The sequence below is a fragment of the Brackiella oedipodis DSM 13743 genome, from assembly GCF_000621025.1.
GTDB classification, from domain to species: Bacteria; Pseudomonadota; Gammaproteobacteria; order Burkholderiales; family Burkholderiaceae_B; genus Oligella; species Oligella oedipodis.
On sequence record NZ_KK211205.1, the window covers coordinates 468,919 to 493,694 of the forward strand.

At 46.6% G+C, this 24,776-nt stretch carries 21 protein-coding genes and 1 tRNA gene; 12 read left to right on the plus strand and 10 right to left on the minus strand.

The features are described 5' to 3' along the window. Positions 1-63 precede the first annotated feature (63 nt). From Q335_RS0105500 to Q335_RS0105520, 5 genes are all read right to left on the minus strand, one after another. The gene (locus Q335_RS0105500; protein ID WP_028357775.1) at positions 64-1,215 is read right to left on the minus strand and encodes an acyl-CoA dehydrogenase family protein; all 1,152 of its coding nucleotides are present in this window, start codon (positions 1,213-1,215) and stop codon (positions 64-66) included. Positions 1,216-1,281: 66 nt separating this feature from the next. Then, on the minus strand, positions 1,282-2,259 hold the full coding sequence (locus tag Q335_RS0105505; RefSeq protein WP_028357776.1) for an NAD(P)H-dependent flavin oxidoreductase: 978 nt from the start codon (positions 2,257-2,259) through the stop codon (positions 1,282-1,284). A 78-nt stretch (positions 2,260-2,337) separates the two neighbouring features. Further along, positions 2,338-2,772: a PaaI family thioesterase gene (locus Q335_RS0105510; protein WP_028357777.1), complete on the minus strand. Its 435-nt coding sequence runs from the start codon at positions 2,770-2,772 to the stop codon at positions 2,338-2,340. A gap of 5 nt (positions 2,773-2,777) precedes the next feature. Then, the gene (locus Q335_RS0105515; protein WP_028357778.1) at positions 2,778-3,902 is read right to left on the minus strand and encodes an acyl-CoA dehydrogenase family protein; all 1,125 of its coding nucleotides are present in this window, start codon (positions 3,900-3,902) and stop codon (positions 2,778-2,780) included. Positions 3,903-3,917: 15 nt separating this feature from the next. Beyond that, on the minus strand, positions 3,918-5,111 hold the full coding sequence (locus Q335_RS0105520) for an acyl-CoA dehydrogenase family protein (RefSeq protein ID WP_028357779.1): 1,194 nt from the start codon (positions 5,109-5,111) through the stop codon (positions 3,918-3,920). A gap of 238 nt (positions 5,112-5,349) precedes the next feature. On the opposite strand from Q335_RS0105520, the gene Q335_RS0105525 reads away from it, so the two are divergent. After that, positions 5,350-7,440: a 3-hydroxyacyl-CoA dehydrogenase NAD-binding domain-containing protein gene (locus tag Q335_RS0105525; protein ID WP_028357780.1), complete on the plus strand. Its 2,091-nt coding sequence runs from the start codon at positions 5,350-5,352 to the stop codon at positions 7,438-7,440. A 215-nt stretch (positions 7,441-7,655) separates the two neighbouring features. Beyond that, positions 7,656-8,870 carry a 3-oxoadipyl-CoA thiolase gene (pcaF, locus tag Q335_RS0105530; RefSeq protein ID WP_028357781.1) on the plus strand — a complete coding sequence of 405 codons (1,215 nt, stop codon included), beginning with the start codon at positions 7,656-7,658 and terminating at the stop codon, positions 8,868-8,870. Positions 8,871-8,927: 57 nt separating this feature from the next. Here pcaF and pssA read toward each other — a convergent pair whose 3' ends face one another. The 3 genes from pssA to Q335_RS0105545 all read right to left on the minus strand — a co-directional run bounded on the left by pssA (position 8,928) and on the right by Q335_RS0105545 (position 11,140). After that, a complete protein-coding gene (gene pssA, locus Q335_RS09425; RefSeq protein ID WP_245588287.1) occupies positions 8,928-9,737 on the minus strand; it encodes a CDP-diacylglycerol--serine O-phosphatidyltransferase in 810 nt (269 codons plus the stop codon). Positions 9,738-9,747: 10 nt separating this feature from the next. Next, positions 9,748-10,425 (minus strand): phosphatidylserine decarboxylase, encoded by a 678-nt coding sequence (locus tag Q335_RS0105540; RefSeq protein ID WP_028357782.1) that lies wholly within the window; start codon positions 10,423-10,425, stop codon positions 9,748-9,750. A 187-nt stretch (positions 10,426-10,612) separates the two neighbouring features. Then, positions 10,613-11,140 (minus strand): hypothetical protein, encoded by a 528-nt coding sequence (locus Q335_RS0105545; RefSeq protein ID WP_028357783.1) that lies wholly within the window; start codon positions 11,138-11,140, stop codon positions 10,613-10,615. A 439-nt stretch (positions 11,141-11,579) separates the two neighbouring features. Here Q335_RS0105545 and rpsO point away from each other — a divergent pair, with 439 nt between their 5' ends. Continuing rightward, on the plus strand, positions 11,580-11,849 hold the full coding sequence (rpsO, locus tag Q335_RS0105550) for a 30S ribosomal protein S15 (protein ID WP_028357784.1): 270 nt from the start codon (positions 11,580-11,582) through the stop codon (positions 11,847-11,849). 127 nt (positions 11,850-11,976) lie between these two features. Further along, positions 11,977-14,142 carry a polyribonucleotide nucleotidyltransferase gene (gene pnp, locus Q335_RS0105555; protein WP_028357785.1) on the plus strand — a complete coding sequence of 722 codons (2,166 nt, stop codon included), beginning with the start codon at positions 11,977-11,979 and terminating at the stop codon, positions 14,140-14,142. Between the two features lie 488 nt (positions 14,143-14,630). Here pnp and Q335_RS0105560 read toward each other — a convergent pair. Continuing rightward, positions 14,631-14,707 (minus strand) — tRNA-Pro (locus Q335_RS0105560). Positions 14,708-14,922: 215 nt separating this feature from the next. Then, positions 14,923-15,420: a hypothetical protein gene (locus Q335_RS10335; protein WP_211248246.1), complete on the minus strand. Its 498-nt coding sequence runs from the start codon at positions 15,418-15,420 to the stop codon at positions 14,923-14,925. A gap of 70 nt (positions 15,421-15,490) precedes the next feature. Here Q335_RS10335 and Q335_RS09430 point away from each other — a divergent pair, with 70 nt between their 5' ends. The 8 genes from Q335_RS09430 (at position 15,491) to Q335_RS10125 (ending at position 24,770) form a co-directional block, all read left to right on the plus strand. Beyond that, positions 15,491-16,024, plus strand: coding sequence for a methylated-DNA--[protein]-cysteine S-methyltransferase (locus tag Q335_RS09430; RefSeq protein ID WP_084493552.1), 534 nt, complete (start codon positions 15,491-15,493; stop codon positions 16,022-16,024). 13 nt (positions 16,025-16,037) lie between these two features. Beyond that, a complete protein-coding gene (locus Q335_RS0105580; RefSeq protein WP_028357787.1) occupies positions 16,038-16,991 on the plus strand; it encodes a 5'-nucleotidase in 954 nt (317 codons plus the stop codon). A 13-nt stretch (positions 16,992-17,004) separates the two neighbouring features. Beyond that, the gene (locus Q335_RS09435) at positions 17,005-17,805 is read left to right on the plus strand and encodes a 5'-methylthioadenosine/adenosylhomocysteine nucleosidase (RefSeq protein WP_038369424.1); all 801 of its coding nucleotides are present in this window, start codon (positions 17,005-17,007) and stop codon (positions 17,803-17,805) included. Further along, the gene (ddpX, locus tag Q335_RS09440; protein ID WP_425393516.1) at positions 17,802-18,398 is read left to right on the plus strand and encodes a D-alanyl-D-alanine dipeptidase; all 597 of its coding nucleotides are present in this window, start codon (positions 17,802-17,804) and stop codon (positions 18,396-18,398) included. Before Q335_RS09435 ends, ddpX begins: the two co-directional genes overlap by 4 nt. A 141-nt stretch (positions 18,399-18,539) precedes the next feature. Further along, positions 18,540-20,117, plus strand: a complete 1,578-nt coding sequence (locus Q335_RS0105595) for an acetolactate synthase large subunit (RefSeq protein WP_028357788.1) — start codon at positions 18,540-18,542, stop codon at positions 20,115-20,117. A gap of 316 nt (positions 20,118-20,433) precedes the next feature. Further along, complete coding sequence (locus Q335_RS0105600; RefSeq protein ID WP_051532325.1) at positions 20,434-21,912, plus strand: phospholipase D family protein; 1,479 nt, start codon at positions 20,434-20,436, stop codon at positions 21,910-21,912. Positions 21,913-21,979: 67 nt separating this feature from the next. Continuing rightward, complete coding sequence (locus Q335_RS09445) at positions 21,980-23,887, plus strand: cation:proton antiporter (protein WP_051532326.1); 1,908 nt, start codon at positions 21,980-21,982, stop codon at positions 23,885-23,887. 193 nt (positions 23,888-24,080) lie between these two features. Beyond that, complete coding sequence (locus Q335_RS10125) at positions 24,081-24,770, plus strand: LexA family protein (protein ID WP_038369427.1); 690 nt, start codon at positions 24,081-24,083, stop codon at positions 24,768-24,770. Positions 24,771-24,776: the final 6 nt, after the last annotated feature.

Consider the following 24,776-nt stretch of genomic DNA (forward strand, 5'->3'; position numbering starts at 1 on the left):
GGGTAGAGCGTTGGCGTTGGTGGACGTGGATTGAACGGCGGTTAATGCTAAGTGACTAAGTCATTAGAGACCGTTTTTGAGGAGATCCTTAGCAATAATCACTTGCTGAATTTGTGAGGTGCCCTCATAGAGACGGAATAAGCGCACATCACGATAAAAGCGTTCGATACCATATTCAGAAATGTAGCCCGCACCTCCAAAAATCTGCACTGCACGATCGGCCACACGGCCGCACATTTCGGTAGCGAAATATTTGGCGCAAGAAGCCAGTGCGGAGACGTTTTCTTTTTGGTCGCGACGGCGCGCTGCATCGACAATCATACATTCAGCCGCATAAATCTCGGCTTTGCTGTCGGCTAACATCCCTTGAATTAATTGAAAGTCAGCGATAGGGCGTCCAAATTGCTGACGTTCTTGGGCGTAATTGAGCGCATCGCGGAGCATACGTTTGGCGCAACCAGTGGCCACGGCAGAAATATGTAGACGTCCTTTGTCTAAGACTTTCATGGCGGTTTTAAAGCCTACGCCTTCTTTGCCGCCAATCAAGGCAGCAGCCGGCACACGGCAGTTCTCAAAAATCACATCGGCGGTGTGAGCCCCTTTTTGCCCCATTTTTTTGTCAATTTTACCGATGGTGATGCCAGGGGTACTGGCTTCTACGACAAAGGCAGAGATAGCGGCTGAGCCTTTGATGTCTTTTGAGGTGCGCGCCATGACTGTAAAAATACCGGCGTGGGGCGAATTGGTAATAAAGCGTTTGGTGCCATTGATAATGTAATGGTCACCGTCCTTAGTTGCTGTGGTACGTAATGAACCCGCATCGGAACCGGCATTGGGTTCGGTTAGGGCAAAAGAACCAATCAATTCGCCACTGGCGAGTTTAGGCAGGTACTTTTGTTTTTGTTCTTCCGTACCGTCGATGACAATACCACTACTACCAATCCCATTATTGGTACCGATATAAGAGCGAAAGGCAGGAGATGTTTGGCCGAGTAACATGGCAATACGGACTTCTTCCTCCATGGTTAGTCCTAACCCACCGTATTCTTCTGGAAGGGTAAGACCAAATAAGCCTAATTCCCGCATTTGCTGAATAATGCGGTCTGGAATTTCATCGGTTTCGGCAATTTCTTCTTCGGCAGGTACTAAAATCTCTTGGATAAAACGCCATAAACTATCTTCTAAAATACTTTGTGTTTCTTGATCTCGAATCATAGTAGCTTGCTATTGATAATTAATCCTCTGATTATTATAACGATAATCACTGTCCAAGCCGCCCAATCACATATTACTGTCGAGTAAGGCTTGTTTAGCGGCTAGGTATTGTTCTTGCAATTGTGCGATGACTTGTGCAGTGGGCATGATGGCTTTGATCGACCCTACCCCTTGGCCGGCGCCCCAAATATCTTTCCAGGCTTTTTTGCGATCCGAACCAAAATTCGTCTTGGCTTTGTCGGCGAGATCGAGATGCTGCGGATCCAGACCTGCGGCCACGACGCTTGGGCTCAAATAATTACCCGGAATGCCAGTAAAGTAAGGCGTGTAGAGAATATCTTCGGCATAACTATCGACCAGCATTTGCTTATAAGCATCGACAGCCCGCGCTTCGGGAGTAGCAATAAAGCGCGTACCCATGTAAGCAAAGTCTGCGCCCATAGCGCGCGCTGCAAGAATATGCTGGCCCGTGGTAATCGCGCCCGATAAGACAATCGGACCGTCAAATATTTCACGAATTTCGGCGACTAAAGCAAAAGGGCTGAGTTGACCGGCGTGCCCGCCTGCCCCCGCCGCCACCACAATAATGCCATCCACACCGGCTTCGATAGCTTTGAGGGCATGTTTTTTGCTAATGACATCATGAAATACTAAGCCGCCCCAGGCATGTACTTTTTTGACGACATCGGTGGGTTTACCCAGACTGGTAATAATAATGGGGGTTTGATACTGCTCACAGACGTCCAAATCATGGGCAAGGCGATCATTTGATTTATGAATGATTTGGTTAATGGCATAAGGAGCAATCTTAGCGTCTGGCTGCTCGGCCTTAGCTTGGCTAAGGGTGTTGTGTATTTCGGCCATCCATTCCTCGAATTGCTCGGCTGGCCGCGCATTGAGCGCCGGCATGGAGCCGATAACTCCATTCAAGCATTGCTGAATCAGCAGCTTGGGATTGGAAATAATAAATAGGGGGGAGCAGATGACTGGCAAACGCATGTCTTGGTACAGTTTGGCAACGGTGGGATGTAAAGAGGTAGCCATAGATCTTCCTTAAATAAAAATGCGGCTGTGATAGCCGCTGTACTCGTCTAACGATAGGGTTGAAGCGTTATGGAGTGACTATTTACGTGGGATTACAAAAATCGCTTGTGCGGCAAAGACGATTTGCGCTTGGTTGTAAAGCTTGCACTCTGCGAAGATAAGCGTCTTGCCAACCCGGTTAAGATTGACCTTGGCCTCGAGCCAATCCCCTAACTGGCTGCCGGCCATAAATTGACTCTCAAGATTGGCCGTCACAAAAGACACATCATGGCCGTCAAAGTGTGCCAGTATGGCTTGACCAAAAGCATTGTCGGCAAATGTCATATAGGTACCGCCATGGACAATGCCAAGGCGGTTGAGGTGCTTGTCCTGGACATGCATACCCAAGGCCACAAACTGCTGGTTTTGAAGGGCAAGATAATAAGGACCCGTAAGTTCGTTGAACGGGCTCTCTGATCGGATGCGTTCAAATCCAGCAGGTGGTTGAAACTGAGTGTTGTGTGCTTGGGTCATAATAACTATTTGCCAGATGTGAGCAGACTATGGCTATATTGAGCGATGTGATAATTGACATCACCGTAACGCATACTCTGGTTAATCACACGCTTAAAGAGATGAGAGACGGCGAGCTCATCAGTGACACCCACGCCACCATGCATTTGGATAGCTTCTTGGCCAATCTGTTTGGCCAGTTTGAAGACATGTGCTTTGGCGCCATGCACTAAAGCTAGATCAGCCTGTTCACGGTCCTGTAAGTTAATAGCACAAAGTAAGGCCATGGACTCGGCTTGCGTAGCTGCCGTCATCATCTCGGCTAAACGATGTTGTAAAGCCTGGAAATTACTGAGCGGTACACCGAATTGCTTACGAGTCTTAAGGTACTCGATGGTGTGTTGCGTCATGACCTTAGCCAGGCTGGCTGCTTCGGCCACTTGGGCATTGATGGTAAGCGCCAAAGCCCATTCAATGGCAGCTTCCGCTGGGCTAATCAAGGCCGCATTAGATTCTACCTCGACATTCTCAAGAGATACCTCGGCCGCGGTGGTATTGTCATGACAAGGGTAGTCCGTCAGTTTGACACCTTGAGCATCTTGTTTGACAAGGTAAACACCTAGTTGACCAGATTCGTTTTTGGCACTGACTAACAAATGGGTCGCTACCGGTGCATCAGCGACGTGGGCTTTGTGACCATTAAGTACAATTTTGCCGTCTTTTTGGCTAGCTTGCGTTTGTAAATCTTGGGTGTTATAGCGCAGCTGTGGTTCATAGTGTGCAAAAGCAAAACGAGATTGACCACTCGCTATCGCTTCGATGAGTTGGGCTCGCAAGTCGCTTTGGTCAGCTTGTTGGATCAGGCTTGCTGCCAAGACAGACGTGCTGATTAATGGCTCAAGCACAAGCGCAGGCGCTAAAGCACTGATGGCGACGTGCGTATCGACAGAGTTACCATTGAGACCACCGTCTTCTTCGCTAAATGGCAGCGCCAAAATACCGAATTCTGCGAAGGTTTGCCAAGTTTGCTCGTTGTAACGTTGATTATCTTTAAGACGTTTTTGGCGCTGTTCAAAGCTGTAATCTTTTTGGCCAAATCGTTGTAGAGTATCGCTTAATGCTGATTGTTCTTCTGTGAAATTTAAATCCATGTTTTCCCCCTTTACTTAAACACCTAAGATCATTTTGCAAATAATGCTACGTTGGACTTCGTCTGAGCCACCATAAATCGTTGTCTTACGAGTGTTTAAGTAACGGTCAGTCAAGTAGTTATAAGCGGCAGGGAAGGCTTCGATCGCCTCTGAATTGCTTTGGGCCACATTGACGCGTTGTGCAACCCCATATCCACCCAAGGCGCGCGCCCCTAGATCGGCAATTTGTTGTTGGATTAAGGAACCCTTGAGCTTAAGAATGGAAGCCTCTGGGCCTGGACCTTTTTGATCATTGCTCAGCAGCTTGAGATTGGTAATTTCGAGCGCCCGTAATTCTAGCTCAACCCAAGCGATCTGGTCGCGAAAACGCGTATCTTCTAGGAGTGAACCGCCCTCATCACCAGGTTGTGATGCCGCGATTTTTTTGAGACGTTTTAGTAGTGATTTAGAATGGCCCACTTGTGCAATATTGGTGCGTTCGTGACCCAATAAGTATTTGGCATAGGTCCAGCCTTTGTCCTCTTCGCCAATGAGGTTTTCGACAGGCACTTTGACATTATCAAAGAAGACCTCATTGACCTCGTGACCGTTGTCTAACATGATAATTGGTCGCACCGTAATGCCAGGGGTTTTCATGTCGATTAATAGGAAAGAAATACCTGCTTGCTTTTTGACTTCGGTATTGGTGCGTACCAAGCAGAAAATCCAATCAGCATGTTGGGCCAGAGTAGTCCAGGTTTTTTGGCCGTTGACGATGTAATGATCGCCTTCGCGTACAGCACGGGTAGAAAGTGAGGCTAAGTCCGAGCCGGCATTAGGTTCGGAGTACCCTTGACACCACCAGTCTTCACCCTTGATGATGCGCGGTAAAAAATATTCTTGTTGGGCTTGGTTACCGTAGCGTTGAATGACAGGCGCGACCATTTTGAGGCCAAAGGGTAATTGCAAAGGAGCCCCGTATTTGGCACATTCTTCTTCGAAGATGTACTTCTGGATAGCATCCCAGCCGGTACCACCAAATTCCTTGGGCCAGTTAGGCGCGCCCCAGCCTTGTTGGTAGAGCGTTTTTTGCCAGTTGAGAATGTCCTCTTTGGAGTGTGGCTCTTGGGATTGGGCTTTACGACGTAATTCGTCAGTGATATTTTTTTCTAGAAAAGCTTGTACTTCTTGCCGAAATTTGGCTTGCTCAGGAGTATCTTGCAATTGCATATATTGAGTTCCTTGTTTTGCTTTTTAACATTATGAATTCATTGTAAATAACTCTTTTTTAGCTTCAATTCATGAAAACCCCAGTATTAATACAGCCTGATTCTGTCGCCAAAATAGAGCGATCAAGCGCTAATAGCCCGCAATTAACGGGTTATCATGTATATAAGAGCAAATGTTTATCAGTTATGATTCCTGAATCAAAGTCCAACGCTTCGCATTCTATAATTAGGAGGAATATATGGCAGTTAACTACAAAACAGAACAAGGCGTCGCTGTTATAGAAATGAACAATCCACCCGCAAATGCACTGAGCATGGAATTGCGTCGTGGTATTGTCGATAGCCTAGATAAGGCGCTGCTCGATCCACAAATCAAAGGCATTGTCATTACTGGCAATGCTAAGTTTTTTTCTGCAGGGGCAGACATTACCGAGTTCAACACCCCAAAAGCCAATATGGCGCCGAACTTACGCCAACTGATTGAAATCCTCGAAAAAAGTCGCAAGCCAGTTTGTGCGGCGATTAGTGGTAATTGCTTAGGGGGTGGTTTCGAATTGGCTCTAGGTTGTCATTTCAGGGTCGCCAAAAAAGACGCGACAGTGGGTCTACCAGAGGTCAAAATCGGGCTCTTACCGGGGGGTGGCGGTACCCAACGCTTACCGCGTGCGGTGGGTCTTCCCAAAGCCCTAGAGATGATCCTCCAAGGTAAATTCCAACGTGCCGAGAAACTACCTAAATTATTCTCAGCCTTAGTTGATGACGACGTGGTCGCTGCGGGGATCAAAGTCGTCCTCGAAAATGCCGATAACAAACCTTGGCCACACTTACGAGCCCAAGAACCAGCAGGTAAGGTGATGTACAAAGAAATGTACAACCAAGCTAAAACCATGCTTGAAAATGATAAACGCAGCAAGCACATGCCAGCGCCTAAGCTATGTCTAGAAGCCGTTATCGGTAGTTGTACCTTGCCATTCCCAGAAGGTCTTAAACGTGAGCGTGACTTATTTAATCAACTGGTCATGAGTCCAGAATCTCAAGCTCTACGTCATATCTTCTTCTCCGAACGCCAAGCTCTCAAGGTCCCAGATATCGACGCCGATACCAAGCCGCGTGATATCAAGAAAGTGGGCGTGGTCGGTGCCGGTACGATGGGTGGTGGCATTACCATGAACTTTCTTAGCAAAGGCATTCCTGTCATCATCGCCGAAACCAAACAAGAAGCCTTGGATCGTGGTCTAGGTATCATCCGCAAAAACTACGAAAATACCGCCAAAAAAGGCCGTATCACTTTTGAACAAGTCGACAAAAACCTCAGCTTACTAAGCACTACCCTGGACCTCAAAGATCTAGCCGATTGTGATCTCATCATCGAGGCCGTTTTCGAAGAAATGTCTGTCAAACAAACCATCTTTGAAAACCTCGATAAGATCGCCAAAAAAGGTGCGATTTTGGCCAGTAACACCTCAACGCTTGATATCAACAAGATCGCTAGTTTTACTCAGCGACCAGAAGATGTCGTGGGCATGCACTTCTTTAGTCCAGCTAACGTCATGAAGTTACTAGAAGTCGTTCGCGGTGATAAAACCGCTCCAGACGTCTTAGTCACGGCGCTACAAATTGGTAAATATATTGGCAAACAACCGGTGGTATCTGGGGTCTGCGACGGCTTTATCGGTAACCGCATGTTAGCTAAATATCGTGAAGCTTCCGAACAAATCATGATGGCAGGTGCGACCCCAAAAGAAATCGATACCGCCCTCGAGAAATTTGGTTTTGCCATGGGACCTTTCCGCGTAGGTGACCTGGCTGGTCTCGATATTGGTTGGGCAATTCGCAAACGCCAACGTCAAGAGAATCCAGAGGCAAATATTCCTGAATCTGTGAGTGATCGCATCTGCGAAAAAGGTCGCTTCGGTCAAAAAACCGGTCGTGGTTGGTATATTTACGAACAAGGCAACCGTACGCCAATTGAGGATCCAGAAGTATTGGCATTAATCGATGAATTCCGCCAAAAACAAGGCATTACCCCTCGCAAGTTTAGCGATCAAGAAATTGTCGATCGTTGTGTCTATGCACTGGTTAGCGAAGGCGCCAAAATTCTCGAAGAGGGCATTGCCGCCCGTGCTTCCGATATTGACGTGGTCTATATCTACGGTTATGGCTTCCCAGCACACACCGGCGGTCCAATGAACTATGCGCAACAAGTCGGTTTATACAATGTAGAACGCAGTATGAAGTGGTTCGCACATGATGACCCTGAGCATGCGGATTTCTGGAAAGTGCCTAAACTCATCCAAGAGCACGCCCAAAGCGGCAAACCGCTCAAATAACGCAGTCGCTTAAGTCAACTTGAGTCACTGCGTGATTCACTCAAATAAGCGCCGTCTTACTGTCACGGCGCTTATTTTTTAGAAAAAATTAAAGGGTGCTGTTACAAATCCTACTCACAGCAAAGCGCTGGGCTATCATAGTGATAGCCGTCCCCAGGTTGAGGGAAACAGTACCTACGTACAATAATTATGTTTAATAATAAAGGAGTCAAGCTATGGCAGTTGCCTATATTTGTGATGCAATTCGCACCCCTTTCGGTAAATATGGTGGGGCCTTATCTTCAGTTCGCACCGATGATTTAGCCGCTATCCCTATCAAAGCCCTAGTAGAACGCAATCCCAAGGTCGATTGGAGTCAATTGGATGACGTCTTATTAGGTTGTGCGAATCAGGCAGGCGAGGACAATCGCAATGTAGCACGCATGGCCTTATTATTAGCGGGTTTGCCGGTAGAAGTACCAGGCGCCACGATTAATCGTTTATGTGCCTCTAGCCTGGATGCCATTGGTACCGCCGCCCGCGCCATCAAGGCTGGAGAAGCCGATCTCATAATTGCAGGCGGTGTCGAGAGTATGTCTCGTGCGCCTTTTGTTGTAGGTAAAGCTAGCAAAGCTTTTTCGCGTAGTGCTACGATCGAAGACACCACGATTGGTTGGCGTTTTGTCAATCCAAAAATGCAAAAACAATATGGCATCGATTCTATGCCTGAGACAGCCGAAAATGTCGCGGATGATTATCATGTCAGTCGTGCCGATCAAGATGCGTTTGCCTTACGCAGTCAAGAGCGCGCCGCCAAAGCCATTCAGGCGGGTTTATTTAAAGAAGAGATCGTGCCAGTTGAAGTGCCTCAGCGCAAGGGCGATCCCATTGTCGTTGATACGGATGAACATCCGCGGGCGACCAGTGCCGAGGCGCTGGCTAAACTCAAACCCATTGTGCGTCCAGACGGTACGATTACGGCGGGTAATGCTTCTGGCGTCAATGATGGTGCTTGCGCTGTACTATTGGCGTCTGAGCAAGCGGTCAAAGCTTATGGTCTTACACCTCGCGCCAAAGTGGTCACGATGGCCGTGGCGGGTGTTGAACCGCGGGTGATGGGTGTTGGCCCGATTCCAGCGGCTCGTAAAGCGCTCAAAAGAGCCGGTTTGAGTATTGAACAAATGGATTTAGTTGAACTGAATGAGGCGTTTGCGGCTCAAGGGTTGGCTTGCATGCGCGACTTAGGTCTGCCTGACGACTCCGAAAAAGTCAATCCTAATGGCGGGGCGATCGCATTAGGTCACCCCTTGGGGGCTTCTGGCGCTCGTTTAGTCACTACGGCTTTGTATCAATTACAACGTAGTGGCGGTAAGTACGCTTTGTGCACAATGTGTATTGGTGTAGGTCAAGGCGCTGCGGTCATTTTGGAGCGCGTCGACGATCAAGTCTAGAGGTTATAGACAGTCAGCCAAAAAAAAGCCTATCTCTGAGTAGATAGGCTTTTTTAGTTAGGGTTCTATGTTTTCGGACTCGTCCTTAGGTTTCAGTAATAAACGGTTGGCTTTGTAGCGACGTCCGAGTTTTTTGGCGCGCCGAATATGAATAAAATAAAGCACCCAGCCTGATAGCGCATAGGTTAAGAAAAACACAGAAATAGTAATGGGTGGATTCAGTAAAAGTAGCGCAAAGGCTAATACCAACAAGACCATTAGTGCGGCAGGAAATTTCTTATTGCCTTTTTGCATGGATTTACCACTGAAAAAAGGGGCATTAGAAATCATACTAATCCCCGCATACACAGTAATAGCAAAGGCTAACCAAACGGTCATGGAATGACTATAAATCGGCAGCTTATTGTCTACCGATAGCCAAACAAAACCGGCGGTAAGCGCTGCGGCCGATGGGCTCGGGAGGCCCTGGAAGAAGCGACTATCTACCACTTCGATATTGGTATTGAAACGCGCTAAACGAATTGCGGCGCCAGCAACATAAATAAATGCAGCCATCCAGCCTAAACGACCAATGTCGTGTAAGACATAGGAGTAGGTTAGGACCGCGGGCGCGATCCCGAAGGACACGATATCCGCCATAGAATCGTATTGTTCACCAAAGGTGGATTGCGTATGGGTGAGACGGGCCACTCGTCCATCCATTGCATCCATAATCATTGCGGCAAACAAAGCAATGGCGGCGAGTTCGAACTTTTGGTTCATGGCCGCTAACATGGAGTAGAAACCACCAAATAAATTTGCTGTGGTAAAGGCATTGGGCAGCAAAAAATAGGCAGGATGATTAGGCGGTTGGCTTTGCGTTCGCATATGATTCATCCTATTCAGTGGTAGTTGTTTGGCTATCTTCAGCTAAATACGCCAAGACCGTTTCGGTGGCTTTCACTTTGTCTCCGATCATAACGGCAGGTTTGGCCTGTAACGGCAAATAGACATCGACACGGGATCCAAAACGAATAAAACCATAACGATCACCGCTCCCCAACTTCATACCTTCTTTGGCATAACATAAAATACGTCGGGCGACTAAACCGGCCACCTGCACGCAAGTGACGGTTTGTTGAGATTTGGTTTCGATCAACATCGCATTTCGTTCGTTTTCTAGGGATGCCTTATCTAGATCGGCATTGACAAATGAGCCTTTGAAATACTTAATATCTACAATATGGCCAGAGACTGGCATGCGATTAGAATGCACATTAAAAACATTCATAAAAACGCTGATTTTCAGGGCTTGACGCTTAGCATACGGGTCATGAGCTTCGCTAATGGCGACAATTTTACCGTCAGCGGGCGATAGCACTAAATGATCACCATGCGGAACCACACGCGCAGGATCACGAAAAAATTGCACCACAAATACCAAAATCAGTAAAAAAGGCAAGGATAACCAAACTGACCAAAGCGCGGTAATAATAAATAAAATCAAGGCCAGTCCAATAAAAGGCCAACCCTCTTTGGCAATCATTGGGTGGCTTTGGGGCTTATAAATTTGCATAATTTAAGTCAATTGTTGCTTTAAATAGTGGTTAATACCTACAATTCTAGCATGTTGCTAAAGTGGGACTATATGTAGTCAAGCCATCACTCGCTGTTTATTCATGGTACTACACAAACGAAGGGTAGCCAGGGTACTAAGAATGGGTGCAATCATCGCCATTATCGACGTCATAACAACACAAGCACTAGTCACCGAGCCAATCCCAGGCAGGATCAGGACCTGAATAATAGTGCGTGACCTGCTCGCCATCTTTGCCCATAAATATATAAAGCTTAGAGTTCCAAACATTGGCTTGTTTATAGCGATAGGACCAGACGACTTCATTTTTTTCGCCTAAACCTACGCGCTCAATATCTTGAGGGGGGCCAAATTCACACCAAACACGTTGTTTGCTCCACACCCCTGAGCCTAAACGCCGGATATTATCGTCGCGTAGACTCGAATAAACCCGATCGACAAGCCCTTGTTGGTCCATGACAGCGGCATAGCCATACTGTCCCATTGGCTGATTATTCCAAATCAATTTGGTTTTGTTGTCAGGCAGCGGGCAGCTATAACGCGGCTTGCCCATGATCCGCTCGACTTCCGAGAGAGGGCTGTTGGGGGGCACATCTAGATACGTCGAACAAGCGCCTAAACTCACTACGGCTGCTATAGGGAGCAGCTTGATTAAGCGGCCTAAGATTGGCTGAGAAAGACGGTTCAGACACATGTTTTGTTCCTTACTAAGTAAAACCCTAACCTATCCATTATAAACAGGTTATAATAGCAAGCTGATTTAATTTGTACAGTTACACCTAAGCCATTGAGCTAGCAGGTAGTAAACTGATTAAATCAGCCATTATTAAGACCGCTTGTGAGTATCTTATAAGCATCTTATGAGTATCTTACGACTTATGAGCTCAACAAGCCTATATCGTATGCATATATAGCGCATATATAGTTTTGCATACAGATGCATAGGCTCCTGCCAGTACGCGTAATAGTACAGGCGCTACCTAAGAAGCTTTGTTAGGAGGTTTCATTAGGGGGCTATCTTGAATGATGCGTTCATTGTTGCTCATTTTACAGTGGGTCTTAAGCATGGTTTTTGTTTTATTCACGTTGGCAATTCATCTTGTGTCAACGCTTGTTATTTATAAGGATAGATAATGTCAGTTCAAGATATCAACAAAGCGCAAATCGTTTCTGATTTTGCACGTTCCCAAAATGACACCGGTTCTCCAGAGGTGCAAATTGCTCTTTTAACCGCACGCATCAACGAGTTAACCCCTCATTTCAAAGAACACAAAAAAGACCACCACTCTCGTCGTGGTTTGTTACGCATGGTTAGCCGCCGTCGTAAATTATTGGATTACCTCAAAAAACGTGACGCTAATGCTTATCGTGATTTGATCCAAAAATTAGGTTTACGTAAGTAAGCTTAAAAAGGTAACTCTTTTTTTGAAAGGCCGTCGCGGCACCTAGTGCTGTGGACGGCTTTTTGTTATTACCTAGTGCATATGGTATCGTGATATGTGCTAGCTTTTATTGTGTAAAGGAAATTCAATGTTTAATAAATTCTCCGAAACCTTTCAGTATGGTGATCATACAGTCGTTCTCGAAACGGGTGAGATTGCTCGTCAAGCCTCTGGTGCGGTAGTCGTCTCTATGGGCGATACTGTGGTATTGGCCACTGTAGTCGCTGCTGCTGAAGCCAAAGCAGGCCAAAACTTCTTCCCTTTGACCGTTGACTATGTCGAAAAAACCTACGCTGCCGGCAAAATCCCGGGTGGCTTTTTCAAACGTGAAGGTAAACCTTCAGAGAAAGAAACCTTAACGTCTCGTTTAATTGATCGTCCTTTACGCCCATTATTCCCAGAAGGTTTTTATAACGACGTGCAAGTGATTGTGCATGTCTTATCTGTGGATCCACAAATCGATCCCGATATTCCAGCCATGATTGGTAGTTCTGCGGCCTTGGCAATCTCTGGTATTCCATTTAATGGTCCTATTGGTGCCGCACGTGTGGCTTATGTCAATAACAACTATGTATTAAATCCAACTGTCGATCAACTTAAGCAATCACAAATGGATTTAGTGGTAGCCGGCACCGAAAGTGCTGTACTGATGGTGGAATCTGAAGCCCAACAACTATCAGAAGAAGTGATGCTGGGTGCAGTTGTGTTTGGTCACGAACAAATGCAAGTGGCTATTAACGCGATTCACAATCTTGTCGAAAAAGCGGGCAAACCTGAATGGGATTGGCAAGCCGCCCCCAAAAATCAAGAACTGATCAACACCATCAAAGGCTTGGCTCAAGAAGAGCTTGTTCAGGCTTTCAAAATTCGCCAAAAACAAGAGCGTTCAGCCAAACTTAAAGAAATCAGCGCGAACGTCAAACAAAAACTACAAGAACAAGCCGCTAATAGCGAGCAAGAAATCGATGAGGTTGAAGTCGATAGCATTATTTTTGATTTAGAAGCCGCTGTCGTGCGTGGTCAAATTCTAAATGGTGAACCACGTATTGATGGTCGTGATACTCGCACCGTACGTCCGATTTCTATCCGCCTAGGGGTTTTACCGCGCACACATGGTAGTGCTTTATTTACACGTGGCGAAACGCAAGCCTTAGTTGTGGCCACCTTAGGTACTAAATCAGACGAACAAATCATTGATTCTGTGATGGGTGAGTACCGTGATTCATTCTTGATGCACTACAATATGCCGCCATTTGCTACCGGTGAAGCGGGTCGCTTTGGTTCACCAAAACGTCGTGAAATCGGTCATGGTCGTTTGGCTAAGCGTGCACTGGTCGCGACGCTACCCAATAGCGAAGAGTTCCAGTACACCATTCGCCTTGTGTCTGAAATTACCGAGTCTAATGGCTCGTCATCTATGGCGTCCGTATGCGGTGGTTGCTTAGCCATGATGGATGCCGGCGTCCCTGTGACTGATCACGTTGCGGGCGTTGCCATGGGTCTCATCAAAGAAGGTAATAAATTTGCCGTGTTGACCGATATTCTTGGTGATGAGGATCATCTAGGGGATATGGACTTTAAAGTGGCCGGTACCAAAAACGGTATTACCGCCTTACAAATGGATATCAAGATCCAAGGTATCACTAAAGAAATCATGCAAGTGGCGCTACAACAAGCCAATGAAGGTCGCATGCACATTCTAGGTAAAATGCAAGAAGCCATCGGTGGTTCTCGCCAAGAACTCTCTGACTTCGCACCACGCATGATCACCATGAAAGTCAACCCCGACAAAATCCGCGACATCATCGGTAAAGGCGGGGCGACTATCCGTGCCTTGACTGAAGAAACGGGTTGTCAAATCGATATTAGTGACGAAGGTGTGGTTACTATTTCGAGTGCTGACCTCGAGCAAGCGCAAGCAGCGCAGCAACGCATTGCTGATTTAACAGCGGTGGTCGAAGTGGGTCAAGTCTATGAAGGGACTGTGCAACGTTTATTAGACTTTGGTGGTATTGTGCAAATCTTGCCTGGCAAAGATGGCTTATTACACATTTCTGAAATTGCCAACTACCGTATCAAAGACATTAATGATGTCCTAAAAGTCGGTCAAAAAGTCAAAGTTAAAGTCATCGAAACCGATGATCGCGGTCGTATCCGCTTATCTGCTAAAGCCTTAGGTGGATTGGAAGGGCTTGAGGGCTCACACCCGATCGATTCTGAGTCTGGTAATGCTGATAATCAAGCACAGAACTAAACCCAGGCTGAGCCTAAAGACGAGCAGGTGAGTGTTGATCATCTGCTTGCTTAAGTGCTAGCCCATCCTAAACTCCTCCATGACAGTGGGGGAGTTTTTTTATGTGCAGTCAGAATGAGATCGTCGATGCACATTGCTATACACGACAGGTGAAGATAATAAAGTAATAGTACTAGGACTTAACTAGAGGAAGTCACATTAGACAAGAAAGGTAGGTGTAAAGTCTTTTTTGTCTCCTTCTTTGGCCGCCCTTGCTTTTATTGTTCTGTAAGCTTTCTGAGGTTTTGTACGACTTTAGAAGTCATGATTTTGATAAATAGACAGTGATGTGTAGATGTATCTGTAAATCTTCCAGGCAATAAAAAAACCTTTTTAGTGTTGCTCAAAAAAAGCCAATACTAAAAAGGTTCTTAAACTGCTGACAGTGGATATCTGGCCATCATAAAAATTAATTACTAAAGATTAATTTACTAAGCCGATGTAATGATTGGTCGGGACAGTAGGATTCGAACCTACGACCCTCTGGTCCCAAACCAGATGCGCTACCAGGCTGCGCTATGCCCCGAATCATTAAGCTATCTATTCTACACTGTTTGTAAATTTATGCAAGCTTTTTTTAAAATTATTTTTAGAAATCTACCTTAATTGATGATTACCTAATAGTAATTCTAAATGAGTGGCTTGCTCACAAAAGGTAAAGGAGCATTCTACCCAAAAATTTCCTAAAAGGCAATGCTTGTTTGATTATTCATCAAAAATGATGACAGCCCGATTAGTTTATTAGTTTATGCCGTAACGGTGCATGGGTGAGGGTCTTGTGGCGGGAGGCTGACGAAGCGCAGGGCTAGGGCTAGGGGGCCGTATGGCCGCGCTAGGCATGGCCGGTGGTTCATAAGCGGGCGGTGTGCGGCCTTGACGTTGTGCTTCCATGATGCGAGCGGCTTGGCGTAGGTTATGTTCAGTGATGCGACGCTCCTCGGCTTCGTAGTAGCGCTTGCGCATTTCTTTGTAATAACGCGAATCGGCACGGTATCTAGGCCCATAATAATCATCGTAATAATCGTAGTAGTGGTAGTAGCGGGGGCCGAAATAAGGTTGAGCGTAGTATGTATTTGGTTGGCGATGATAGACCGTGCGGCTGCCGTAATAGCCGACACCATCGTGTGTAGGCGAGACACAGGCCGTCAGGGCGACGACGCTAAGGCAAGCAATAGCACTCAATAATCGTCGGTATGATGAAGTAGACGGCTTGCGTCTTGGGATTAAAAATTTAAACATGATAGGCGTGTATGATAACGATGGTATTAACAGATTATCCTATACTTTTTTGTGACTTCCTAGTATCTCCATGACAGAGAATCGTAAGCAAAAATCGCTTTACAAGAACGTTCTTAAGACACCGCTAGGCCCTATGGTGGCGGTCTTTAATGAGCAAGCGCTGTGTTTTTTAGCGTTTGCCAACGAAGCCAATATCGAGGTCATGCTGCAAAAGCTAGCGAACGCTTTAGGCCGTAAGTATTGTGCCCAAGAGGCGCCCTTATACCCATTATTGACGCGTGAACTAGATCTGTATTTTGCGCGACAACTACAACAATTTAGTGTACCGATAGAATTTATCGGGACCGATTTTCAAAGACAAGTTTGGCAAATGTTGTTGCAAATTCCTTATGGTCAAACGTGGAGTTATCAGCAGCAGGCCAACGCCCTACAACGGCCTCAGGCGGTACGCGCTGTGGCGGCGGCCAATGGCGCCAATAAGATCGCGATTTTGGTGCCTTGTCATCGCGTGATTGGTAGTACGGGTAAATTAGTAGGGTATAGTGCGGGTACAGATCGCAAAAAAGCTTTGCTAGAATTAGAAAATTCACAATTGCAGTTTTAAGTAAAGGGTTCGTATGCCTTACGACTTGCAGAATCGTTTGGTCATTGGTGTTGCCTCTAGTGCCGTCTTTGATCTCAAGGAATCCGACAGCGTTTTCCAACAAAAAGGTGAGGAGAAATACCGTCTCTACCAAAAAGAGAATCTCTATAAGCCATTACCAAAGGGCATCGCCTATCCCTTCATACGGCGCATGTTGGAACTCAACTCGCTGCAGAGTCCTGATGATCCCTTAGTCGAAGTGATTTTATTGTCTCGTAATGATCCAGATACGGGATTACGGGTCATGGAAACGATTAAGCATTATGGACTCAATATTACCCGGGCGATTTTTACCCAAGGTAAAGCGCCATATGAATATATCAAAGCCCTGAATATCTCTTTATTTTTATCTGGCAATGCCAGCGATGTCAAAACCGCCATTGAAGCGAGTTTTCCAGCGGGCTTAGTGCTAGATTCCAAGTTTGTCGATGACGAAGAGGATTATGTGTTACGCATCGCTTTTGACTTTGATGGTGTGATTGCGAGCGACGAATCTGAAGCGATTTTTGCACAACGGGGTTTAGATGGCTTTCAGGATCATGAGGTACAAAATGTTCTGACGCCTCACAATCCTGGGCCGCTTAAGGATTTTTTGGTCAAGATTAACAGAATCCAAAATCTCGAAGAAACGCGAAAACGCACTGACAAACACTACCAAAACCGTTTGCGAGTGTCTTTGGTCACGGCTCGTAATGCGCCAGCTCACGAGCGCGCTATCAAAACCCTCGAAGACTGGGGCGTGCGTTTGAATGATGCTTTTTTCTTAGGCGGTATTAATAAGGGATGTATTTTAGAAGTACTGAAACCGCATATTTATTTTGAAGATCAGATCAGCCACATCGAGAAGGCTCAGCAGTTTGTCCCTGCGGTGCACATTCCATTTGGGGTACGTAACCAGGAGTCTGCTCAGATACCAGAACCCAATTAACGCTTAGACATTCATGAAACCATACCAACGTCTTGGCATTATGGCGGCCCTACCACAAGAACTCGCCATGTTGCTCTCTCTGATAGAAAACAATCTAGAAAAACAAACCATTGCCAAACGCGACTACTATACAGGACAAATACATGGTGTTGATTGTGTTATTGTTCTGGCGCGTGTCGGTAAGGTGGCGGCAGCGGCCAGCACAGCCACCATGATCAACGTGTTTAAGATTGACGCTTTAGTATTCACCGGGACAGCGGGGGCGCTCAATGCGCAACTGGGTATAGGGGATGTGGTGATTGCGACTAGCCTGAGTCAGCACGATATGGATGCGAGTCCATTTTTCCCGCGCTATGAAATCCCTTTACTGGGCCTCAGCCAGTTTCAGAGTAATCAGACCCTCAGCCAGGCGCTAGATCAAGCCGCCCATACGTATATCGAGCAGCACATGGCACGAGACTTAGACGCTGGAAGTTTATCTGCCTACTGTCAACATCAGCCCAAGGTCTGGCACGGCCAAATACTCAGTGGTGATCGTTTTATTCAACAAGGTCAGTCGTTCGATCGTGTGCATGCGGCGTGGCCAGAGGCATTATGTGTCGAGATGGAAGGGGCTGCCGTGGCGCAGGTATGTTATGAGTATGGGCTACCATTTGCGGTATTGAGAGTGATTTCTGACCTTGCCGATGGTCAAGCCCATATTGATTTTGATGGTTTTTTAAATAGTGTTGCTAAATTTATGGGCGCTGGTATTTTGCAGCAATTTTTGCAGCACCAAGTCCAGGTCCCAAACACAACGACAGTAGGAGACTGAGCATGAGTGAAGCGGTGTTAGAAATTATCAGCCCTCAAGATTTGCCTATTATTATTGATATGCCGTACGCCACCCATCACAACATTACGGCTCGACCTATTTATCAAGCCCCTGTGTTAGCACTGCACCCAGATGCCGCCCAAGTGTTGCGGCAAGCTGTAAAGCTAGCCGCGCAAGCGGGCTTACAACTAAAGGTCTTTGATGGCTATCGTCCGGCCGCGGCGCAATGGCAGTTGTGGCATGCTTTGCCCGATGCCACCTATGTCAAGCCGCCGCAAATCGGCTCAAATCATACCCGTGGTGTGGCGCTTGATTTGACCCTGGTCGATGCCAATGGCCAAGAGCTGGATATGGGCACAGGCTTTGATAGTATGGAAACGGCCTCACACCATTTTGCCCCAGACCTAAGTGCGCAGGTCTACCACAATCGCTTATTATTGATCGCCATTATGGCCGCGGCTGGCATGCAGCATTTGGCCACCGAATGGTGGCATTATGAATTGCCCAATGCCCTCAAACGCTATCCACTTATCGATAGTGAAGTGGTACCAACCTGCACGTATGAGGATGTTTGGCTACCTACCAAAGACTAGGGCTAATACTGGCTTGTAGTGGCTCTCGGGCAGTGCGATTTGATATCTGCTACACTCAAAAAGACAAAAATTGTAGGGCAATTGCCTGCATAACAATAAAAGCATGAGTGCAACCACCATACAACAGGAGACAGAAGCATTATGAACGGCGCTAAAAGCTTAGTGAATACCTTGCTGCAAGCGGGGGTAGATACCTGCTTTGCGAATCCAGGAACGAGTGAAATGCATTTTGTGGCGGCTTTAGATCAAATTCCCGGCATGAAATGCGTGTTAGGCTTACAAGAAAATGTGGTCACGGGGATGGCCGATGGTTATTACCGCGTGACGGGTAAAGCCGCATGTACGCTACTGCATTGTAGCCCTGGCCTGGCCAATGGATGGTCTAATATCCATAATGCCCATCGCGGCGAGTCTGCGATGGTCAATATTGTCGGTGATCAGGCTACTTTTCATCGACCTTATGATGCTCCGCTCACTGGAGATACAGAAGCACTTTGCACCGCGATTTCTGACTGGGTGCGCACCAGTCACAAACCCGAAGATGTCGGCCGTGATGCGGCTCAGGCCGTACAAGTCGCCAATACCTTTCCCGGCAAGATCGCTTCTTTGATCTTGCCCGCCAATGCCTCATGGGAAGAGGGCGGTGTCGTACCGGAGCAGATACCCACTGCGGGTGCCGCCGCCGATTTGAATCCTCAGGCGGTGCAAGAGGCTGCAGAGATTCTGCGTGAAGCCTCTAAAGTACTTATTCTGCTGGGGGGTATGGCTTGCCGCAAAGAAGCACAAATCATGGCTTGGCAAATTGCTCAAGCGCAAGGCGTGGATATCTTGTTTGACTATCAAATCGGGCATGTGGAACGTGGTCAAGGACGTCCACCCATAGAGCGCCTACCTTATGTCCTAGGTGGCTCTCTAGAGGTACTCAAACCTTATGATCATATTGTCTTGGTCAATGCCAAGGCACCTGTGGGCTTTTTTGCTTATCCAGGGATGCCTTCTACTAAGTACCGTGCCGATACCGTGTTGCATACATTAACGCGTCCGAACCAAGATCCCATTGTGGCTCTCAAAGCCGTCGCTAAGGCCTTAGCGATTGACTTGTCTAAGGCAGAAAAACCCGCTATCGGTAAGCGTCCAGCCCTTGCGACGGGCGAGTTGAGTGCAGAAAATGTCGCTCAGAGTATCGCCGCGGTTATTCCAGAGGGTACGATTATTGTCGATGAAAGTATCACCTTTGGTCGTGGGTTCTACAAAAATACCGCGAATGCGCCAGCGCATACCTGGTTGCATGTCGTTGGCGGAGCTATCGGAGGTGGCCCACCATTAGCGACTGGAGCGGCGGTGGCCTCTAAGAAACAGGGACGCCGCGTCTTAAATATGCAAGCGGACGGTTCCGCTATGTATACCGTGCAATCCCTATGGACCCAGGCGCGTGAGCAGCTGCCAGTGACCACCGTCATCATTAATAATAGTCAATATCAAATCCTGATCGGTGAATACTATAATGTGGGGGCCGAGCCGGGTCAAACAGCGATGAATATGCTCGATCTGGATAATCCTGCCATTGATTGGGTCAGTATGGCTAAAGCCATGGGTGTTCGTGCTGCCACTGCCAATAACTTGGAGCAATTTAATCAACTGCTCCAAGATAGCTTTAAAGCGGACGGGCCATTTTTGATTGATTTACGAGTTGGCAAACTTCACAAGCCCAGCAAATAAATCCTCCGCGCTGGTCTTTAGAGTGGCGTAAACCAGAAAAACCGTTAAGTCTATAAACTTGGATTTGACGGTTTTTTCTTGGTAGGTGTGAGCACGGTACTAAGCTGACTCGGAGAGCTCAGAACTCATTGCTGCATAAAAAAGTTGTTAATTTCTGCAAAGAACCGTCTAAAACACAAGAAAATTACAGAATAGTTATTAAATTCATTATAAATACATTTAATTTACTTAAAATACTAGCTTTATTAAATTTGGGCGGGAGCATCCTTTGCTTAAACGTATTCTTTTTTGTATTCTCACTTTAGGATTTATCGTCATGATCACGGCTTGTATCGCCTCTAAGGATTTACCTTCATTGCTATCTCGCCAAGACAGTCAAGTCTTGCCGATCAATCAAGACAGCGTCTTGGTCAAAGGCATTTTACCTTTGACAGAAGAGCATCCCGAGCAAAGTGGTGTCTATCCGCTGGCCGATGGTAAGGATGCTTTTATCGCGCGGCTGGCCTTAGTGGATGCGGCTCATGATTCGCTCGATTTGCAATATTATATTTGGCATGACGATATTTCTGGGCATTTATTGTTCCAGCATATTTATCAGGCGGCTCAGCGCGGTGTGCGCGTCCGTCTGCTTTTGGATGATAATAATGGCGCCGGCAAGGATGACTTGCTGATGCAGCTCAATGCCCACAAAAATATCGAAGTCCGTCTCTTTAATCCGTTTATGCAAAGAAAGTTACGTTATTTAGGCTTTTTGACGGATTTTTCTCGACTTAATCGTCGTATGCACAATAAGTCACTCACGGTGGATGGCGTGACCAGTATTATTGGTGGTCGTAACATCGGTGATGAGTACTTCAATGCAGGCAATGGTGTGGTGTTTGCCGACATGGATGTGGCGGTTATTGGGGCGATTGTGCCCGAAATCGCGCAGGACTTTGATCGTTATTGGAATAGTCAATCGTCATATCCCATTGATTTAATTGTCAATAAGCCTGTCGATAAGCCTTTCCCAGTGCAGCATGAGCTCGATGGCGAGACTCAAGATTATGTGCAACGTCTGCAAAAAAGTGATTTTGCCCAAAAAATAGCGCACCAAGATATAAGTTTTATCTGGGCTGATTCCACTTTTGTGAGTGATAATCCAGCCAAGGGGTTGGCTCAAAGCAAGGACACCGAAAATGTCTTAGCCGAGCTCGTGCCCATCATGCAAGCGGCTAAAAAGCACTTAGTGATTGTGTCACCTTACTTTGTGCCGACGGACAAGGGGTGTGATCTTTTGGAGAGCATTGCTGGGCGCGGTGTGGATGTCTCTGTGCTGACCAATTCTTATGCAGCTAATGATGTCGGCTTAGTGCATTCCGGTTATACCAAATACCGTGAGCGTCTACTCAAAGCGGGTATTAAGCTCTACGAACTTAAACCCGAGGTCACCGTACGCCAAAAAAATGACACGTTCCGTAAGAGTGGGGGCGCAAGTTTGCATGCTAAAACTTTTGAAATCGACGATCAGCAACTGTTTGTCGGTTCCTTCAATATGGATCCGCGCTCAGCACAACTCAATACTGAATTAGGGGCGATTTTTACAGTGCCAGAGCTAGCCCAAAAAATGACGCAAAACCTTGCAGCGCACTCGGAAAGCGTCTACAAAGTGAGTTTGACGCCGGCCGGCCATTTGCAATGGAGTACGGTTGAAGCGGGGCAAGTGATTCGTTTCGATACAGAACCGCATACGAATTTATTTAAACGAACTCTACTCAAAATTTATGGTTTTCTGCCTATTGAATGGCTTCTTTAAGTAATGATCTCTAGCGTCTGATTACTGTCAATCACAGCGTTCAGATCAAGTAGCAAAAGGACGACGAATGGATATCGCTTTACTTTTAACTGTCTTACTCGCCCTCGGTATTGGGGCTCAATGGTTAGCCTGGGCTCTCAAACAACCCTCCATTTTATTTTTATTAATCATTGGTATTATTGTTGGCCCTGTCTTAAATTATTTCCAACCCGATGAGTTGCTAGGTGATTTACTATTTCCTTTCATCTCTTTGGGCGTGGCGGTGATTTTGTTTGAAGGCTCGCTCACGCTGAATCTACACGAAATTAAGCAGCATGGCCGCGTGGTCCAAAATCTGGTCACGATTGGTATTTTGAGTACCGTGGCTGTGATTGCGGCTGGGGCGTACTGGCTTTTTGATATGAATATCTTGGTAGCCGTACTGTTTGGCGCCTTGGTGTGTGTCACCGGCCCGACCGTGATTCAGCCCTTATTGCGCAGTGTTCGCCCCAACAAAAACATTAGTAATGTCCTGAAATGGGAAGGCATTATTATCGATCCTTTAGGCGCCATTGCTGTCGTTTTGGTGTATGAATATATTGTCTCTGGGGGTAATCAAGGCCACTCCTTATTGGTTTTTGGCAAGATTGTCTTGCTGGCCTCTATCCTAGGCTTTTTTGGTGCTTTGATTCTGGCGTTTTTGATTAAACGTTATTGGGTACCCGAGTATTTGCGTGCTGTCTTTACCTTGGCGTACGTCTTACTCATGTTTGCTGTTTCCAACCATCTTGAGAGTGAATCTGGCTTACTGACCGTGACGATTTTGGGTGTGATCTTGGCCAATTGGAAGGGCTTTCCGCGTGATCATTTATTGGAGTTTCACGAATCGATCACCACTTTATTGATATCAGTGTTGTTTATTATTTTGGCGGCACGCATCAATTTGACGGATTTGTATGGCGTCGGTATTAACGGCATTATTCTCTTATTAATCGTGATGTTTATCGCTCGACCACTAACCGTATGGTTATGCTCAATCGGGTCTAATCTCAAATTCAACGAAAAACTCATGATTAGTTGGATAGGACCGCGCGGTATTGTGGCCGCCGCCGTCTCTTCTTTGTTTGCCATTCGTCTCAAAGATACTGACCTAGAAGGCGTGCATTTACTCGTCCCACTAGTGTTTTTAGTGATTATGGGTACTGTGATTATTCAGGGCTTAGGCTCTAAAATCATCGCTACCTTACTCAAAGTGCGTCAACCGTCTAATAGTGGTGTGTTGATAGTCGGGGCCAATAAGGTCTCCCTAAAGGTGGCGCAGTTGATTAAAGAAGCGGGGTATGAGGTCTTGATGGCCGACCCCAACTATTCGAATATTGCCAAAGCCCGTATGGAGGGACTGCGCACCTACTATGGCAATCCAGTGTCGAATCACGCAGAACTAAATATGGATTTAGTAGGCATGGGTCATTTGTTTGCGATGAGTACCGATAAGGAACTCAATACCTTAGCCGAAATGCATTTTAGGCATGAGTTTGGTGAGCGTCATATTTATAGACTGAGTATTGGTAATGAGGCCAATGTGTCTGATGCGCAGCAACGTGCCAAAGATCTGGTCTCGCATCGATTGTTTGGTAAGGATGTGACCTTTAATAAGTTGGCGAGTTTGTTGGCCAAAGGCGCTAAGCTCAAAACCACCAGTATCAACAAAACCTATACCTATCAGGATTACCGCGAGGCCAACAAAAAAGCCGTCCCCTTGTTTTTTATTGATAAAAATAATGACTTAAAGCCGATTACCGATCATACCCATTTGCAGGAAGTAGAGGGCGGTTTTAAATTAATTTCTATGGTGCCTGACAATAAACCTTCGCAGCCGAAAAATGCCCCTAAAGCAGACGCTTTGGATAAGTCCAAAGCGGCGTTCAACAAGCCAGCATCCACGGTAGCTAACACCACAAAGCAAACGCCATCGGCATCACCAAGCCACACGTAGTTTGCTTGCCGAATCGTCTTACAACGCGCCATCGTAGTCTGTGACTAGGGTGGCGTTTTTTTTGATGTGCTGAGCGCTTTGAGGGGGCTGGGGCTGTAGGCATGGATTTATGAAAAAAAGCATAGCTAACTGACGATTGACTAGGTATTTTTGATTATAATGAAAACGTTACTAAATCAAAATACGGTTAGCCATGAGTTCAAACAAAACAGTCAGCGATCCTCCTAAACAGCGCCCGGCACCGGCGCGTCTAGGTCGCGGCGGTGCCCGACAAGGTGCGGGTCGCAAAAGCAAAACGGGGCAGCCCATGATTGTTAAACGTGTGCCGCAGCAAATCGTGCCACAAATTGACAACTTAATCACGCAATTGACCCAAGCCCAGCAAGTGCAAGTGGCCAATCATGCCTCAGTAGCGCCTACGGCTGCCGCTCTTCACGAGGGTATTGGTGACTTCCTAGCACTGGCGCCTTTGTTATCGCAAGCGCAAGTGCCTCTAGCGAGTGACAAAATACCTGCTGGTTTTCCGAGTCCAGCACAATCTTATGCAGAGGATTATTTAGATTTTAATGAGTATCTGATTAAGAATCGTGCGGCTACGATTGTGGTGCGAAGTGGTGGCGAGTCTATGCTCAATGCAGGCATAGACAAAAACGATTTACTGGTGATTGATCGCTCCCAAGAGGCCAAGCATCGCGATATTGTAATGGCCGATCTAGGCAATGAATACACTATCAAACGCCTCATCAAAAAAGCCGATGGCGGCGTCGAGCTGCACTCCGAAAATAAGCAACAATGCTACCCAAATTTTAGTTTTAAGGATAATGATCAACTGATGATTGTGGGTGTGGTGACCTACATCATCAAAGACGCTCAGCGCCGGTAGGTTGGC